13 protein-coding genes are annotated in these 16,565 nt (G+C 73.8%); 10 read left to right on the top strand and 3 right to left on the bottom strand.

The features are described 5' to 3' along the window. The first annotated feature begins 23 nt into the window (after positions 1-23). The 3 genes from SYYSPA8_RS09615 to nudC all read left to right on the top strand — a co-directional run bounded on the left by SYYSPA8_RS09615 (position 24) and on the right by nudC (position 6,248). The gene (locus tag SYYSPA8_RS09615; RefSeq protein ID WP_323446604.1) at positions 24-3,740 is read left to right on the top strand and encodes a UvrD-helicase domain-containing protein; all 3,717 of its coding nucleotides are present in this window, start codon (positions 24-26) and stop codon (positions 3,738-3,740) included. A 10-nt stretch (positions 3,741-3,750) separates the two neighbouring features. Next, positions 3,751-5,154 carry a dipeptidase gene (locus SYYSPA8_RS09620; RefSeq protein ID WP_323446605.1) on the top strand — a complete coding sequence of 468 codons (1,404 nt, stop codon included), beginning with the start codon at positions 3,751-3,753 and terminating at the stop codon, positions 5,152-5,154. A gap of 122 nt (positions 5,155-5,276) precedes the next feature. Then, complete coding sequence (gene nudC / locus SYYSPA8_RS09625) at positions 5,277-6,248, top strand: NAD(+) diphosphatase (RefSeq protein WP_323446606.1); 972 nt, start codon at positions 5,277-5,279, stop codon at positions 6,246-6,248. Positions 6,249-6,380: 132 nt separating this feature from the next. Here the strand turns inward: nudC and SYYSPA8_RS09630 are convergent, their stop codons facing one another. After that, positions 6,381-6,638: a mycoredoxin gene (locus SYYSPA8_RS09630; protein ID WP_323446607.1), complete on the bottom strand. Its 258-nt coding sequence runs from the start codon at positions 6,636-6,638 to the stop codon at positions 6,381-6,383. Positions 6,639-6,878: 240 nt separating this feature from the next. Between SYYSPA8_RS09630 and SYYSPA8_RS09635 the strand changes: the two genes are divergently transcribed. From SYYSPA8_RS09635 to SYYSPA8_RS09655, 5 genes are all read left to right on the top strand, one after another. Then, the gene (locus SYYSPA8_RS09635) at positions 6,879-9,059 is read left to right on the top strand and encodes an ATP-dependent DNA helicase UvrD2 (protein ID WP_323446608.1); all 2,181 of its coding nucleotides are present in this window, start codon (positions 6,879-6,881) and stop codon (positions 9,057-9,059) included. Positions 9,060-9,225: 166 nt separating this feature from the next. Then, complete coding sequence (locus SYYSPA8_RS09640; protein WP_323446609.1) at positions 9,226-9,570, top strand: hypothetical protein; 345 nt, start codon at positions 9,226-9,228, stop codon at positions 9,568-9,570. Between the two features lie 188 nt (positions 9,571-9,758). Next, on the top strand, positions 9,759-10,136 hold the full coding sequence (locus SYYSPA8_RS09645) for a WhiB family transcriptional regulator (protein ID WP_323446610.1): 378 nt from the start codon (positions 9,759-9,761) through the stop codon (positions 10,134-10,136). After that, the gene (locus tag SYYSPA8_RS09650) at positions 10,133-10,456 is read left to right on the top strand and encodes a hypothetical protein (protein WP_323446611.1); all 324 of its coding nucleotides are present in this window, start codon (positions 10,133-10,135) and stop codon (positions 10,454-10,456) included. Before SYYSPA8_RS09645 ends, SYYSPA8_RS09650 begins: the two co-directional genes overlap by 4 nt. 93 nt (positions 10,457-10,549) lie before the next feature. After that, positions 10,550-10,753, top strand: a complete 204-nt coding sequence (locus SYYSPA8_RS09655; RefSeq protein WP_323446612.1) for a hypothetical protein — start codon at positions 10,550-10,552, stop codon at positions 10,751-10,753. 111 nt (positions 10,754-10,864) lie between these two features. Here the strand turns inward: SYYSPA8_RS09655 and SYYSPA8_RS09660 are convergent, their stop codons facing one another. Next, positions 10,865-12,505: an ABC1 kinase family protein gene (locus SYYSPA8_RS09660; RefSeq protein WP_323446613.1), complete on the bottom strand. Its 1,641-nt coding sequence runs from the start codon at positions 12,503-12,505 to the stop codon at positions 10,865-10,867. A 67-nt stretch (positions 12,506-12,572) separates the two neighbouring features. Next, positions 12,573-13,781, bottom strand: a complete 1,209-nt coding sequence (locus tag SYYSPA8_RS09665) for a ThiF family adenylyltransferase (protein ID WP_323446614.1) — start codon at positions 13,779-13,781, stop codon at positions 12,573-12,575. A 349-nt stretch (positions 13,782-14,130) separates the two neighbouring features. On the opposite strand from SYYSPA8_RS09665, the gene SYYSPA8_RS09670 reads away from it, so the two are divergent. Continuing rightward, positions 14,131-14,655 (top strand): M48 metallopeptidase family protein, encoded by a 525-nt coding sequence (locus SYYSPA8_RS09670; protein ID WP_323446911.1) that lies wholly within the window; start codon positions 14,131-14,133, stop codon positions 14,653-14,655. A 215-nt stretch (positions 14,656-14,870) separates the two neighbouring features. Beyond that, positions 14,871-16,553 (top strand): TerD family protein, encoded by a 1,683-nt coding sequence (locus SYYSPA8_RS09675; protein ID WP_323446615.1) that lies wholly within the window; start codon positions 14,871-14,873, stop codon positions 16,551-16,553. The last annotated feature ends 12 nt before the right edge of the window (positions 16,554-16,565 follow it).

Raw genomic sequence — 16,565 nt, forward strand, 5'->3', positions numbered from 1 at the left:
GGCGGGCGGCTAGCCTCTTCAGGGTGACCGCTCGAATCACCGATCCCGAGCAGCTCAAGGAGCTGCTGGGGATCCCCTTCACCCCGGAGCAGACGGCCTGCATCACGGCGCCGCCCGCGCCGCAGGTCATCGTGGCCGGAGCCGGGTCGGGCAAGACGACGGTCATGGCCGCGCGCGTCGTCTGGCTGGTCGGCACCGGGCAGGTCGCCCCCGAGCAGGTCCTCGGCCTCACCTTCACCAACAAGGCCGCCGGTGAGCTGGCCGAGCGGGTCCGCACCGCACTGGTCCGCGCCGGAGTGACCGACCCCGACGCCATCGACCCGGACAATCCCCCGGGCGAGCCCCGGATCTCCACGTACCACGCCTTCGCCGGGCAGCTCCTCGCCGACCACGGGCTGCGGATCGGCCTGGAGCCCACCGCCCGGCTCCTCGCCGACGCCACCCGCTACCAGCTCGCCGCCCAGGTGCTGCGCTCGGCCCCCGGGCCCTACCCGGCGCTCACCCGCTCCTTCTCCACGCTCGTCAGCGATCTCCTCGCCCTCGACGGCGAGCTGTCCGAGCACCTGGTCCCCCCCGACCGGCTCGCCGAGCACGACACCGGGCTGCTGCGCGCTCTGGAGTCCGCGAACCTCACCAACGCCGATCTGCGCAAGCTCCCCGAGACCGCCGCCGCCCGCCGCGAGCTGCTGGACCTCACCCTGCGCTACCGCGCCGCCAAGCGCTCCCGCGAGCTGCTGGACTTCGGCGACCAGATAGCCCTGTCGGCCGAGCTGGCGCTCACCAGACCCGCCGTCGGCACGCTGCTGCGCGAGGAGTACCGGGTGGTGCTGCTCGACGAGTACCAGGACACCTCGGTGGCGCAGCGGCTGCTGCTCTCCGGCCTCTTCGGCCAGGGCACCGGCCACGCCGTCACCGCCGTCGGCGACCCCTGCCAGGCCATCTACGGCTGGCGCGGTGCCTCCGTCGCCAACCTGGACGACTTCCCCGAGCACTTCCCGTACGCCGACGGCACCCCCGCCACCCGGTACGCGCTCAGCGAGAACCGCCGCAGCGGCGGCCGGCTGCTCCACCTCGCCAACGGCCTCGCCGCCCCGCTGCGCGCCCTGCACGAAGGCGTCGAGGCGCTGCGCCCCGCCCCCGGCGCCGAGCGCGACGGCTCCGTACGCGTCGCGCTGCTGCCCACGCACGCCGAGGAGATCGACTGGCTCGCCGACTCCCTCGCCCACCTGGTCCGCACCGGCACGCCCCCCGGCGAGATCGCCGTGCTCTGCCGCACCGCCGGCGACTTCCCCGAGATCCAGGGCGCCCTGGTGGCCCGGGATGTCCCCGTCGAGGTCGTCGGCCTGTCCGGGCTGCTGCACCTGCCCGAGGTCGCCGATCTCGTCGCCGTCTGCGAGGTGCTCCAGGACCCGGGGGCCAACGCCTCCCTGGTCCGGTTGCTCACCGGGCCCCGCTGGCGGATCGGGCCGCGGGACCTCGCCCTGCTGGGCCGCCGCGCCCGGCTCCTCGTCCACCGCGACCACGGGGACCAGGGCGACGGCCCGGACGGCCCCGGCCTCGCGGAGCGGCTGGCCGCCGCCGTGGAGGGCACCGACCCGGCCGAGGTCGTCTCGCTCGCCGACGCCCTCGACACCTTCATCGACCCGGCCGCGGCGGACGACGGGCTGCCGTTCTCGGCGGAGGCCCGGCACCGCTTCGCCCACCTCGCCCGTGAGCTGCGCGAGCTGCGCCGCTCACTCGCCGATCCGCTGATGGACGTACTGCACCGGGTCCTTTCGACCACCGGGCTCGACGTCGAGCTGGCCGCGTCCCCGCACGCCCTCGCCGCGCGCCGCCGGGAGACCCTGGGCAACTTCCTCGACATCGCGGCCTCCTTCGCCGCGCTGGACGGGCAGGCCACCCTCCTGGCGTTCCTGGGCTTCCTGCGCACCGCCGCCCAGTACGAGAAGGGCCTCGACAACGCCCTCCCCGGCGGGGAGAACACGGTCAAGGTGCTGACGGCGCACAAGTCCAAGGGGCTGGAATGGGACGTGGTGGCGGTCCCCGGGCTGACCGTCAAGCACTTCCCCAGTGAGCAGGCCCGCGAGTCGTGGACCGCGCACCCCCAGGTGCTGCCGCACGCGCTGCGCGGTGACGCGGCGACCCTGCCGGACGTGGCGGACTGGGACGCGAAGGGGCTGAAGGCGTTCAAGGAGGCGATGCGGGAGCACCAGCACACCGAGGAGCTGCGGCTGGGCTACGTCACCTTCACCCGGCCGCGTTCGCTGCTGCTCGGTTCGGCGCACTGGTGGGGGCCGGAGCAGAAGCGCCGGCGCGGCCCCTCGGCCTTCCTCACCGCGCTGTACGAGCACTGCGCCGAGGGGTTCGGCGAGATCGAGGTCTGGGCCGACGCACCGGCGGCGGACGCCGTGAATCCGGGGCTGGAGCAGGGCGGCCCGGACCGGGTCTGGCCGCTGCCGCTGGACCCCGTATCGCTGCGCCGCCGCCGCGCGGCCCGGGACACGGTGCTGTCGTACCTGGACGAGGCGGCGGCCGCCGACGCCACACGCGCGCAGCCCACGGTCACGGGACCGGCGGGATCCGGGGAGCCGTTCCCGGAGGAGCTGTTTTCGGAGGAGCTGTTTTCGGACGGACCGCCGCAGGACCCCGGCCACCCCGGGGAATCCGCGCACCCCGAGGGCACCGCCGACCCGTACGGGGAGTGGGAGCCCGAGGAGCCCCCGGAGCCGGACGAGCCGTGGCACTCCGACGAGCCGTGGCACCCGGAGGATCCGTGGGGCCACGAGGACACCGGACATCCGGCGGACACCGCACACCCGGCGGACGCTGGGGCCGTTGCAGGCGCCCACCCGGCCACGGACCCCTCGTACGCCACCGCCGACACCCCGCCACGGGCTCCGCACCCCGTCGCGGTGCGGCTGCCCCACCAGGCGGGCCCGCCCGGCGGGGAGCCGGCGGCCCCCGCGCGGCATCCGGGGCCGGCGGGCGGGGCCACCCCCGAGGAGCTGCGCGCCATCGCCTCCTGGGACCGCGACCTCACCGCGCTCACCGGCGAGCTGCGCCGTGCCCGCGCCACCACGCACGAGGTGCCGCTGCCGCCCTCCCTCACCGCGTCGCAGGTGATGCGGCTCGCCGCCGACCCCGACGGCTTCGCGCGGGAGCTGGCCCGGCCCATGCCCCGGCCGCCGCAGCCCGCCGCCCGCCGGGGCACCCGGTTCCACGCCTGGGTGGAGTCCCGGTTCGAGGAGCTGCCCCTGCCCCTGCTGGGCCCGGACGAGCTGCCCGGCGGCGACCTGGACGGCCCCGACCTGGCCGAGATCGCCGACGAGCGGGACCTCGCCGCGCTCAAGGAGGCGTTCGAGCGCACCCCGTACGCCCGCCGCACCCCCCACCGGGTGGAGAGTCCGTTCCAGATCACCCTCGCCGGACGGGTGGTCCGGGGCCGGATCGACGCCGTCTACCGCACGCCCGCCGACGCCGCAGCGGAGCCGCCCGGCTTCGCGTACGAGATCGTGGACTGGAAGACCGGCGCCACCGGCGGCGCCGACCCCCTCCAGCTCGCCGTCTACCGTCTCGCCTGGGCCGAGCAGCACGGCCTGGACCCGGAGCGGGTCGACGCGGCGTTCGTGTTCGTCCGCAGCGGAGAGGTCGTACGGCCCCGGTCGCTGCCCGGCCGCGCCGAGCTGGAGCGGATCCTGCTCGGTGGGACGGCAGACCAGGGGGGTGCCGGAGGCGGCTAGGCTCAGACACATGAGCGACACCCCGGACAGCGCCGTCCGCCAGTACATCGAAGAGCACCGCGCCGCCTTCCTCGACGACCTCGTGGAGTGGCTGCGGATCCCCTCCGTCTCGGCCCAGCCCGAGCACGACGCGGATGTACGGCGCAGCGCCGACTGGCTCGCGGAGCGGCTGACCGCGACCGGTTTCCCGGTCGCCGAGGTGTGGCCGACGGCCGGGGCCCCCGCGGTGTTCGCGGAGTGGCCCTCGGACGACCCGGACGCGCCGACCGTCCTCGTCTACGGCCACCACGACGTGCAGCCCGCCGCCCGTGAGGACGGCTGGCACACCGACCCGTTCGAGCCCGAGATCGTGGGGAACAGGCTGTACGCCCGGGGCGCGGCCGACGACAAGGGCCAGGTCTTCTTCCACACGCTGGGGGTCCGGGCGCACCTCGCCGCCACCGGCCGCAGTGCGCCCGCCGTCCACCTCAAGCTGCTGGTCGAGGGCGAGGAGGAGTCCGGCTCACCGCACTTCCGGGAGCTGGTCGAGGCCAACGCGGAGCGGCTGCGCGCCGACGCCGTGATCGTCTCGGACACCGGCATGTGGTCCGAGGACACCCCCACCGTCTGCACCGGCATGCGCGGCCTCGCGGACTGCGAGATCGAGCTGTACGGGCCGGACCAGGACATCCACTCGGGCTCCTTCGGCGGTGCCGTGCCCAATCCGGCGACCGTCGCCGCCCGGCTGGTGGCCGCGCTCCACGACGACGAGGAGCGGGTCACCGTCCCCGGCTTCTACGACGGCATCACCCCGCTCGGGGACGTCGAGCGGGCGCTCTTCGCCGAGCTGCCCTTCGACGAGGGGGACTGGCTGGCCACCGCCCAGTCGCACGGCACCCTCGGCGAGAGCGGCTACTCGACCCTGGAGCGCGTCTGGGCCCGCCCGACGGCCGAGGTCAACGGCATCGGCGGCGGCTACCAGGGCCCCGGCGGCAAGACGATCATCCCCTCGTCCGCGACGCTGAAGCTGTCGTTCCGGCTGGTCGCCGGGCAAGACCCGGGGAGGATCGAGGCCGCGTTCAGCCAGTGGGTGGCCCAGCGCGTCCCCGAGGGGATCCGCTACAGCCTCACCTTCGGAGCGGCCACCCGCCCCTGCCTCACGCCGCTGGACCACCCCGCGCTGCGCTCCGTCGTCCGCTCGATGAGCCGCGCCTTCGACGGGCGGAAGATCCGGTTCACCCGGGAAGGGGGCTCGGGTCCCGCCGCCGACCTCCAGGACGTGCTGGGCGCGCCCGTGCTCTTCCTCGGCATCTCCGTCCCGTCCGACGGCTGGCACGCCCCGAACGAGAAGGTCGAGCTGGATCTGCTCCTCAAGGGCGTGGAGACGGCCGCCTACCTCTGGGACGACCTTGCCGGGGCTCTTGGCCGGCCGTAGCGGGTCCCGGCCGACCGGCCGGGACCCCGGCCGCACGCAACGAGCCCTCGGCTGAACGTGAACGAGCCCTTGGCTGACCGACCGCCGAACCGAGACCCGATCCACCGGGGAGTTGGAAGTACGTGAGCACCTACGGCCATGTCACAGCGGACCGTGCCACCGGCCTCAGCGCGCCGCCGCCCGTCACCCTGACCGAGCCCAGCGGGATCGACCGCGAGGCGCACCACCGGCTGGACGAGGCGTGGCTGGCGGCGGCGTGGAGCCACCCCACCACCCGGGTCTTCGTGGTCAGCGGGGGCCAGGCGCTGATCGACGACACCCCTGACGGGCGCACCGAACTGGTGATGACGCCGACGTTCGAGGCACCCGTCACCGAGACCCACCGCTACTTCCTGGGGACCGACGAGGACGGGGTGCGCTACTTCGCCCTCCAGAAGGACTCCCTGCCCGGCCGGATGGACCAGTCCGCCCGCCCGGCGGGGCTGCGGGAGGCCGGGCAGCTGCTCTCCCCCCGGGACGCGGGCCTGCTGGTGCACGCGGTGGCGCTGGAGAACTGGCAGCGCCTGCACCGGTTCTGCTCCCGCTGCGGCGAGCGGACCGTGATCGCGGCGGCGGGGCACGTCCGCCGCTGCCAGGCGTGCGGCGCCGAGCACTACCCCCGGACCGACCCGGCCGTGATCATGCTGGTCACCGACGAGGAGGACCGGGCGCTGCTGGGGCGGCAGGTGCACTGGCCGGAGGGCCGCTTCTCCACGCTGGCCGGGTTCGTGGAACCGGGCGAGTCCGTCGAGCAGTCGGTGCGCCGCGAGGTACGGGAGGAGGCGGGCGTCGAGGTCGGCGAGGTCGCGTACGTGGCCAGCCAGCCCTGGCCGTTCCCGTCGAGCCTGATGCTGGGCTTCACGGCCCGCGCCACGTCGTCGCGGATCACTGTGGACGGGGAGGAGCTGCACGAGGCCCGCTGGTTCTCCCGGGAGGAGTTGCGGGCGGCCTTCGCCTCGGGCGAGGTGCTGCCGCCGTACGGGATCTCCATCGCGGCCCGGCTGATCGAGGGCTGGTACGGGGAGCCCCTGCCGCGCGCCCGGCCCCGCACCTGAGGCACCGGCCTTTTGGGGCGGGCCCGCGACGCTTGCGGGTCCGTCCCGGGCGGCCTGTCCCGGGCGGCCCGCTCCGGACGCACCGGACCCCCGGTCGGCCGCAGGGCCGCCGGGGGTCGCCCGCTGTCGGGGTCAGGCGCTGAGCGCCTGCTTCACCTGCGCCAGGCTCGGGTTGGTCATGACGACGTCCGCGCCGCCGCCCGCCGGGACGACCAGGACCGTCGGCACGGTCTGGTTGCCGCCGTTGGCCTTCTCCACGAACGCGGCGGACTCCGGGTCCTGCTCGATGTTGATCTCGGTGTACGCGATGCCCTCGCGGTCCATCTGGCTCTTCAGCCGGCGGCAGTATCCGCACCAGGTGGTGCTGTACATCGTCACAGTGCCCGACATCGTCTTCCGGCTCCTTCGCTGGCTCACCGCAGGTGTCCGCCCCCGCACAGTGCGGGGGCATCGAAGAGAACGCACGAGGTCCGGACACCATTCCCGCAATCGGGTCCGGGCCCGGCCACGCTCTCCCAGGGCGTGGGCGGGGTCACCCGGCGTCACCCCCGGGAGTGATTTGTACGACCGGGATGCCCCGGCTGTGGACAACCGCCGCGCCGGCCCCGCCGGACCTGGCAGCATGGCGGGGTGACAGCAGCAACGCACTCCTCTCTTTTCCCGCAGGTCCCCGAGTCGGCGGACGCGGTGCTCGACGGGCTCGACCCGGAGCAGCGCGAAGTGGCCACGGCCCTGCACGGTCCGGTGTGTGTGCTGGCGGGTGCCGGCACGGGCAAGACGCGGGCGATCACGCACCGCATCGCCTACGGCGTCCGTGCGGGGATACTCCAGCCCGCGAGTGTGCTGGCCGTCACCTTCACCAACCGGGCGGCCGGAGAGATGCGCGGGCGGCTGCGCCAGCTCGGCGCGGGCGGTGTGCAGGCGCGCACCTTCCACTCGGCTGCTCTCCGCCAGCTCCAGTACTTCTGGCCGAAAGTAGTCGGTGGCGACGTCCCCCGGCTGCTGGAGCGGAAGATCCAGCTGGTCGCCGAGTCCGCCGCCCGCTGCCGGATCCGGCTCGACCGCAATGAGCTGCGCGATGTCACCAGCGAGATCGAGTGGGCGAAGGTCACGCAGACGGTGCCCGCCGACTATCCGGCGGCGGTCGCGAAGTCCCTGCGGGACGCCCCCCGGGACCCAGCGGAAATCAGCCAGATCTACGGCATGTACGAGCAGCTGAAGCGCGATCGCGCGGTGATTGACTTCGAGGATGTGCTGCTGCTGACCGTCGGCATCCTCCAGGACCGGCACGACATCGCCGACCAGATCCGCCGCCAGTACCAGCACTTCGTCGTCGACGAGTACCAGGACGTCAGCCCGCTCCAGCAGCGGTTGCTGGAGCTGTGGCTGGGCGAGCGGGAGAGCCTGTGCGTCGTCGGGGACGCCAGCCAGACGATCTACTCCTTCACCGGCGCCACCCCCGACCACCTGCTGAACTTCCGCACCCGCCACCCGTCCGCCACCGTGGTGAAGCTGATCCGGGACTACCGTTCGACGCCGCAGGTCGTCCACCTCGCCAACGGGCTGCTGAGCCAGGCCCGGGGCCGGGCCGCCGAGCACCGGCTGGAGCTGGTCTCGCAGCGCGAGGCCGGCCCCGAGCCGGCCTACACGGAGTATCCGGACGAGCCCGCGGAGGCCGAGGGCACCGCCCGCCGCATCCGGGAGCTGATCGACGCCGGGGTCCCGGCGGGCGAGATCGCCGTGCTCTACCGGGTCAACGCCCAGTCCGAGGTCTACGAGCAGGCCCTCGCCGACGCCGGGGTCCCCTACCAGCTGCGCGGGGCCGAGCGGTTCTTCGAGCGCCAGGAGGTCCGGGAGGCGGGCGTGGCGCTGCGCGGAGCGGCCCGCGCCGGGGGCAACGACTCCCTGCTCGACGACGCCGAGGACCTTCCGGCACAGGTCCGCGCCGTGCTCTCGACCCAGGGCTGGAGCTCCGAGCCGCCCGCGGGCTCGGGCGCGGTGCGGGACCGCTGGGAGTCCCTGGCGGCGCTGGTGCGGCTCGCGGAGGACTTCGCCCGCGTCCGCACCTCGGCCACCCTCGCCGACCTCGTCACCGAGCTGGACGAGCGGGCCGCCGCCCAGCACGCCCCGACCGTCCAGGGCGTCACGCTGGCCTCGCTGCACGCCGCGAAGGGCCTGGAGTGGGACGCGGTCTTCCTGGTCGGGCTGACCGAGGGCATGATGCCCATCACCTATGCCAAGACCGACGAGCAGGTGGAGGAGGAGCGCCGGCTCCTCTATGTGGGGGTCACCCGGGCCCGGTTCCATCTCTCGCTCTCCTGGGCGCTCTCCCGCTCCCCGGGCGGGCGGGCCTCCCGCCGCCCCACACGCTTCCTCAACGGGATGCGCCCCGGCTCCGCCCCGGCCGGCGCACGTGCCGCCGGTGGCGCCGGCGGGACCGAGCGCGGCAGCCGTCGCCGCCGCCGGGGCCCGGCCCTCTGCCGGGTCTGCGGCAAGACGCTCACCGAGGCCGGTGAGATGAAGCTGATGCGCTGCGAGGACTGTCCCTCCGACATGGACGAGGGACTGTACGAGCGGCTGCGGGAGTGGCGCTCCGGCCAGGCGCGCGAACTCGGCCAGCCGGCCTATTGCGTGTTCACCGACAAGACGCTGATGGCCATCGCGGAGGCCGTCCCCGCCGACGAGGGGGAGCTGTCCGGCATCTCCGGTGTGGGAGGCCGCAAGCTGGAGCGCTTCGGCGCCGATGTACTGGCCATCTGCGCAGGTCAGGACCTGGACGAGGGGGTCGCGGAGCCCGCCGCGGAAGACTGAGACGAACTCGTCGGAAAAATAGTTTGCGCAGGCCCCGACATCCCCCATAGGTTCTTAACCACGGGAACAGCGGGCTTCTCCGAAGCCCTGTCCCCGTGCTCTACTTATCCGAATACCAGCGGTCGGCCCGTCCGACCCCCCGAGACGCCGAGAGGAGGCGAGTCCAGTGATCAGCAACATCATCAGCTTTGACCAGTCCGTCAAAATGACCGATCGCCCGGTCGTCGCCTCCGCCTGCTCGCTCGGCTTCTCCGTCTCGCTCGGCCTCGCCGCTTCGTTCCGTGCCACCGGTGTGTCCGGTGCCATGACCGAGGCAGCCCTGCGGCCTCTGGGCGGCCTTCCCGTCCTGGAGCGGATCGAGCGACCGACCAAGGCACTGGAAGCAGTAGTGGCAGCGGCACAGGTTCCCACCTATGCCTTTGCGGCGACCGGTGCCGGATTCACGCAGCACGACCAGAACCACAAGACGTGGGCCTTCCGTGGGCTCGAACCCTGGAGTGATCCAGCCTGAGGTGATCAGGCCGGCGCCTTCAGGGCCGCGGAACCCCACTCGGGATCCGCGGCCCTTCTGTTTGCCCTCATCGGGGAGCAGAGCGAAGGGGCCTCGGGACAGCAGCACCCGGTACCAGCCCCCCGGCCCGCCCGGGGGACCACCAACCGGCCGATCGGCCGGACCGACAAGACGAGGAATACACCACCGTGCAACTCGAAGCGCACGCCCCGTCCGTACCGCCTTCCGAGATCATCACCCCGCCCGCGCCCACGGAGGACTCCACCTTGACCGCGCTCACCGCGCTCACCTCGCTCACCGCTCTCGACGACGCGATCGAGAGCCTTGGCACGCCCGTACCCTGCCGTTCGTACGACCCCGAGGTCTTCTTCGCCGAGTCCCCCGCGGACGTCGAGTACGCCAAGTCGCTCTGCCGCACCTGCCCGCTGATGGCGGCCTGCCTCGCGGGCGCCAAGGAGCGGCGTGAGCCGTGGGGCGTCTGGGGCGGAGAGCTGTTCGTCCAGGGTGTCGTCGTCGCCCGGAAGCGGCCGCGTGGCCGCCCGCGCAAGAACCCGGTCGCGGCATGAGCGCCATCGGGACCATCGACAACCCCTTCACGCACGATCCCCAGAAGCAGGCCCCCATGCCCACTTCCCTGAGCGAGCCCGCCGGCTCCGCCACCCCAGTCGTCACCACCATGGGCGCGAACGCCTCGCGTCAGAACAGGACCCGCGAAATGCAACTCATCCCAGAAGCCCTGGCTCGTGCGCATATGCACGATCGCCTGCGCGAAGCCGACATCGAACGCCGGGCGGTCCGCCTGGTGACCGCGCGCCGCATGCAGCGCCGCGCGGAGCGCGTGTCGATGCGCGCCCGCCGCGCGCTGGCCATGGCCGTCATGAACTGACGGCAGGCCACTGCCCCCGGGGCAGGTCCGTCCGGACCTGCCCCAGCGGTGCGTTCCCCCGCCGAAGGCTCCCCCGGGGGGTATCGTCACAGGGTGGACCAGCAGCAGACCCCCCACCCCGTGGGCCCGGGCGCCGAGGGCACCGTGTGTTCCCGCTGCGGCACCGCCGCCGTGGACGGCACCCCGCCCACCTGGACCTGCTCGGTGGAGAACCACACCCGCCGCTACTTCTGCGACGAGTGCGCCCGCGCCAATCTCCGCGCGATCGAGAGCAGGCTCGACTCCGCCTGGTGGTAGCCCCGGCCGCTCCGGCCGGGGCCGCCCGCCGCCCCGCCCCGGCTCCGCCCGGGGACCGGGGCCGGCACCGGCGCGGGCGCCCGCGCCGGAGGACCGGCGGCCCGGACAGGCTCAGGCCCGGTCCGCCACCACCGCTTCGCCCACCGGGCCGTCCTCACCGCTGACCGGCCCGGCCTTCGCGCTCACCGCCCCGGCCCCGGGCCGCGCGCCATCGACACCCCCGGCCCCACCGTCCTTCGCGGTGGCCGCCCCGCCGTGGGCATCGTCGGCCCCGGCATCCGCGATGTCTCCGGGGCCCGCCCTGTCTTCGGCGCCCGCGAGGTCCACGGCCGCCGGTGAACCGCCCGCCTCGCCCGCCACCTCCGCTCCGGCCGCTTCCCCGGCTGCCCCTGTTTCGTCGGCCCCGTCGTCTCCGTCGTCCTCGGGGGCCCACAGGAAGCCGGGCACCCAGGTCTCCAACTCCTCCCGCAGCCGCACCGTGGCGTTCAGCTGGCAGAGCACCCCGATCGTGCTCAGGGTGACCCGGTGTATCAGCAGGTACGAGGGCGGCAGATTGAGCTGCTTGCCCAGCTGGTGCGCGGGCGAGCGGATGTCCGCGATACGGGCCGCCTGCGCCCGCATCCAGCTGCGGGTGAAGGTGAAGTCCGTCACCTCCGCCGGTTCGATGATGGGCAGCAGATACTCCAGCACCGCGTCCGGGTCCAGCTCGATCTCCTGCTTGACGAACCCCTCGTCGCACAGCAGCTCGTACACCGCGTCGGCGTGGCCGTCCAGCGTCAGCCGCAGACACTCGCCGATCGGCAGCGGCAGCCCGCCGGGCAGCCGGTCCACCGTGCCGAAGTCCAGCACGCCCAGCCGCCAGCCCGTGCCGTCCTCCAGGGGCAGCAGCCGGAAGTTCCCCGGGTGCGGGTCGGCGTGCAGCAGCCCCGTCCGCGCGGGCCCGGAGAAGAGGAAGCGCGCCAGCAGCTGACCCGCCCGGTTCCGCTGCTCCTCGGTGCCCTGGGAGATCACCTCGGCCAGCGGGATCCCGTCGATCCACTCGGTCACCAGCACCTGATCGGAGTGGAACACCACATCCGGCACGAGGACATCCGGGTCGTCCGCGAACTCCGCCGCGTGCTCCCGCTGGGACTCCGCCTCCAGCGCGTAGTCCAGCTCCTCCGCCACCCGGTCGCGCAACTCGGTGATCAGGGGCTTGATGTCCATCCCCGGAATCAGCGGACCCAGCAGCTTGGCGAACCGGCTGAGCTGCGTCAGATCCGAGAGCAGCGCGTCCCCCGCGCCCGGGTACTGCACCTTCACCGCGACCTCGCGGCCGTCGTGCCAGACCGCGCGGTGCACCTGGCCGATGGACGCGGCGGCCGACGGCTTGTCCTCGAAATTCAGGAACAGCTCCCGCCACTCCTCGCCCAGCCGCTCGGCCAGCACCTCGTGGACCGTGCGCGTCGGCATCGGGGGTGCCGCGTCCTGGAGCTTGGTGAGCGCGGCGCGGTAGGGGCCCGCGATGTCCTCGGGCAGCGCGGACTCGAAGACGGACAGCGCCTGACCGAACTTCATGGCGCCCCCCTTCAACTCCCCGAGCACTTTGAAGAGCTGTTCGGCGGTGCGCTGTTGCAGCTCACGGGCGACGATCTCGGCGGACTTGCCGCCGATCCGCTTGCCGAGCCCCCAGGTGGCGCGGCCGGCGAACCCCAGTGGCAGAGCGGCCAACTTGGCGGTCCGGGTGACCGCCTTCCGGGGAAGATCAGACATATGCCCCTCCATGTCCCAGTCGGCCGTGCCCGTGGCGCCCCGACGGGCCTTGCTCCGTCGACGGCGGTTACCCGGCCATTGTCTCGTGCGAACGGGCGCGACCGGGGGTGTCCTGCCCCTCACTTTTCCCCACCGCCCCGCAGGAACAGTCGAGGTGCGGGGCGATCCGCTCCCTCCGCCAGTCCAGCAGGGGCAGCGAGACCTCCCAGCGGGCACCCGCGCTGACCGGCAACTCCCCGTCCAGGAAGGACAGCGCGTGGGCCGCCGCCGTTCCCGCGACGGCCGTGGCGAGGGACAGATCACAGGCGGGCACCGGGGCCCTGCGGCCACCCGACCGCCACTGTGCCACCAGCCGGGGCCACCCCGGGTCCCGGTCGGCCCGGCCCCGGTCCAGACAGCCCGCGCACGCCGTCCCGCCGGGCAGCACCAGCGGGCCGACCATCCCCGTCGCCTCGATCACGCCCGCGTAGAGATGGGGTGTCCCGGTGGCGATCCAGTCCGCTGCCGCCGCCGGGTCGGGAGCGTGGGCGGCCAGCCCGTCGCGCGGGCAGACCACGACCAGCGAGAGCCCCGGCTCCCCCCGGCGCGCTCCACCGGGGCCCCGCGCCGCCACCGCTCCTGCCGACCCACTGCCGGGACCGGCGCCGCGCCCCCGGCCGCCGGCCGCCACGGCCCTGGCCGGCAGGACGGCGGCGGCGCGCACCAGCCTGCGGGCCGCCGTGTCCCGCCGCTCGCCGACCGCCTCCGCGGGAAGGCCGCCGGGAGCCACGTCCCAGGGCTCGGTGTGTCCGCCCTCGACCACCTCCACCCGCCCCACGCCCGAAGCGGAGAGCAGCGCCGCCACCGCCGCCCCGACCCTGCCCGCGCCCCGGACCTGGACCCGCGTCGCCTGCCGGGACACCAGCCGCCGCAGCCCCCCGCCCGGTGCGGGATCGACCACGGAGAGCGCCGCCAGATCGGGCCGGAGCCGGTCGACCGCCCCGGTCCTGCGGCGCAGGGCCTCGGCCTCCGGGCCGCCTGCGGTGACATCGTCCAGCAGCCCCGCCGCCGTCAGCCGTCCCACCAGGGCGTCCAGCTGTCCGTCCGGCAGCCCCAGGGAGCGGGCCTCCTCCCGGAGCAGCGGCAGCCCCCGGGTGCCGTCGAGCAGCTCCAGGAGCGCGCCGGTCGCCGTGTCCACCGGGCCGAGCGTCACCGCGACCGGTCCCGTCACCCCGAACTGCACGCTCTGCCGCTCCCGCCAGGCCCGCCGCAGTGCCGGCTTCAGCATGGGATGCATTTCCCTACCCCCGTCGTCGTTCCGAACCTGGTTCACCGGCACCGTGCCCCCGCCGGTCCTGTGCCGGACACCGGCATCCACCGATGGACACCGATGGATGCCGGTGTCCGCCGACGCATGCCGATGGATGAAGAATGCACGGCCGTCACGATCCGCGTGGAAAGTTGTCCACAGGAGCCCGCATTAGTCATATGAATAGGGTGGCCAGGGAATGGATCATGATGGATCCCGGGGGAACCGAACCGGGGGCGGGACTTATTCCACGGTCACCGGGTAACGTCGGGGCGTGTCCGTCGAGCCGTCCCCCAGCGTCACGGGGCAGACCCAGCCCCGGCCGCCCCGCCGATCGATGACAAGCGCGGTCGAGGTCCGCAGAAGCGCGCGCCGCCGCAGAACCGTATCCGCCTATCGCGAGGGCGACCGGACGATCGTGCTGATCCCCGCGCGGATGTCCGAGGCGGAGGAGCAGCGCTGGGTGGGCGTGATGCTCGACAAGCTCGCCGCCCAGGAGAGCAGACGGACCCTCGGCGACGGGGAACTGGCCGAGCGCGCCGAGCGTTTGTCCACGCAGTACCTCGGCGGCCGGGCCACCCCCGCGTCCGTGCGCTGGGTGACGAACCAGAACACCCGCTGGGGCTCGTGCACCCCCGCGGAGGGCAGTATCCGCCTCTCGCACCGGCTCCAGGGCATGCCCGAGTACGTCGTCGACTACGTCCTCCTGCACGAGCTGGCGCATCTGCTGGTCCCCGGCCACGGACCGCGCTTCTGGCGGCTGCTGGAGGCGTATCCCCGGACCGAGCGGGCCCGTGGATATCTGGAGGGCGTCGTCGCCGCGGCCCGGCTGCCGCACCCCACGCCGCCCGACGGAGCGTGACCGCACCGGGACGGACCCGGGCACGGAGCACCGCCGCAGCGCACCCGTGCCCGGCCGCCGCACCGGGCCCGGAGCCTCCGGCCGGGCCCCGCGGACCGGAGCGCCGTGGCGTGTACCGAATGTGTCCCAGGGCCCGTCCGGCCCTTGGCCCGGTGTCCTGCCCAGCGGTTAGCCTGGCGCGGACGTGATCGACGGATGGGGGACGGGCGCAGCACATGGCCAGGGAATTCCAACGCGGCCACAAGGCCAGGATCAGCGATCTGACGGCAGGAACCGATCTGTATGTCGGGGTTCAGATCTCGGCACCGGGACTGGTATTCGACATCAGCTGCTTCGGGCTCGATGCCGAAGAGCGGCTCTCGGACGACCGGTACTTCATTTTCTTCAATCAGCCCGCGTCGCCGGAAGAGTCCATTCGACTTCTCGGCCCGCAAGCCGGTGACACCGAGTCCTTCCGGGTCACCCTGGACCGGCTTCCCGCCCATGTGCACCGGCTTTCCTTCACCGCCACCATCGACGGCCCCGGGCAGATGTCCGCGATCGGTTCCGGTTACCTCCGGATCGTGGCCGGCGGTGAGGAAGTCGTCCGCTATCCCTTCACCGGGGCCGAGTTCAGCACCGAGCGCGCGGTGATGCTGGGGGACTTCTACCGGAAGGACGTGTGGCGTTTCGCGGCCGTCGGGCAGGGCTTCGACGGCGGTCTCGACGCGCTGCTGAAGAACTTCGGCGGCGAGGTCGCCGAGGAACAGCCCGCCGCACCCGGCCCGGGGACGGTGCCCGCGTTCGCGCCGCCCGCCCAGGCCGCGGCCGCGCCGCCCGCGTTCGCGATACCCGGCGCCCCGGCGGCCCCGGTCCCGCCGGTGGCTCCCGTACCCCCCACTTCTCCCGCGCTCCCCATTCCTCCTGCGCCGCACACTCCTCCGGTGGCGCCCACGCCCCCTGCGCCCCCTGCGCCCCCTGCGCCGCCCGCGCCGCCGCCCTTCCCCGTACCGGCGCAGTACCCCGCCCCGATGGCGCCGCCGCCCGGGCCACCGGCACCGGCACCGCTACCGATACCGACACAGACACAGACACCTGCGCCGGGGTACGGGGCCGTACCTCCGCCACAATTCGGCGGGGCCCCCGGACCGGTCGTTCCGCCGCCCTTCGGACAGCCGGCCCCGGCCCCCTACGGACAGCCCCCAGGGGCCTTCCCGACCCAGGCCGCCGGCATCCCCCAGGGCCTCCCCGCGCACGGCCCGGGCCTGCGGGCCGCCCTCCAGCCCTACCGGGAGACGCCCGCAGGCGAGCGCTGGGCCGCACAGAACCACCAGCTCATGCGGGTGGAGCTGGCCAGGGGCGGACCTGCCGTCCTCGCCCGCCAGGGCAGCATGGTGATGTACCAGGGCAAGGTCGACTTCTCCCACCAGAGCGCCGGACTCCTCGGCGCCCGGCTCGGCAGCGCCACCGGCCAGGAACTCCAGCTGATGCGCTGCACCGGCCGCGGCCAGGTCTTCCTCGCCCAGGACGCCGCCCATCTGCACGCCATCGAACTCCAGGGCGACGGCATCTGCGTCTCCGCCGCGAACGTCCTCGCCTTCGACGAGAGCCTGCGGCACGAGATCCGCCGGATCGAGGGCCACGGCATTCCCGGCGGCGCCCTGTTCACCCTCCAGTTCACCGGCACCGGCACCGTCGTCGTCACGACCCGGGGCACCCCCGTCGTCCTGCCCGTCACCCCGAGCACCTTCGCCGACGCCAACGCGGTCGTCGCCTGGTCGGCGGGGGCCCAGGTGATCCTCTCCAGCCAGGTCGGGCTGCGCCGCAGCGCCTACCCCGGGCACAGCGGGGAGACGGTCAACCTCCAGTTCCGGGGAGCGCCCGGCAACTTCGTCGTCGTCCAGCCCTACGAGGTCTGAGGGAGCCGGTAG

It is taken from the genome of Streptomyces yaizuensis, assembly GCF_034961445.1.
In the GTDB taxonomy this organism is placed as follows: domain Bacteria; phylum Actinomycetota; class Actinomycetes; order Streptomycetales; family Streptomycetaceae; genus Streptomyces; species Streptomyces yaizuensis.

Bases quoted from the DNA above. Each gene is read 5' to 3' on its own strand.
- SYYSPA8_RS09620 (WP_323446605.1), top strand. From the start codon at position 3,751: ATGAGCGACACCCCGGACAGCGCCGTCCGCCAGTACATCGAAGAGCAC.
- SYYSPA8_RS09630 (WP_323446607.1), bottom strand. From the start codon at position 6,638: ATGTCGGGCACTGTGACGATGTACAGCACCACCTGGTGCGGATACTGC.
- SYYSPA8_RS09650 (WP_323446611.1), top strand. From the start codon at position 10,133: ATGAGCGCCATCGGGACCATCGACAACCCCTTCACGCACGATCCCCAG.
- SYYSPA8_RS09660 (WP_323446613.1), bottom strand. From the start codon at position 12,505: ATGTCTGATCTTCCCCGGAAGGCGGTCACCCGGACCGCCAAGTTGGCC.
- SYYSPA8_RS09665 (WP_323446614.1), bottom strand. From the start codon at position 13,781: ATGCATCCCATGCTGAAGCCGGCACTGCGGCGGGCCTGGCGGGAGCGG.
- SYYSPA8_RS09670 (WP_323446911.1), top strand. From the start codon at position 14,131: ATGACAAGCGCGGTCGAGGTCCGCAGAAGCGCGCGCCGCCGCAGAACC.
- SYYSPA8_RS09675 (WP_323446615.1), top strand. From the start codon at position 14,871: ATGGCCAGGGAATTCCAACGCGGCCACAAGGCCAGGATCAGCGATCTG.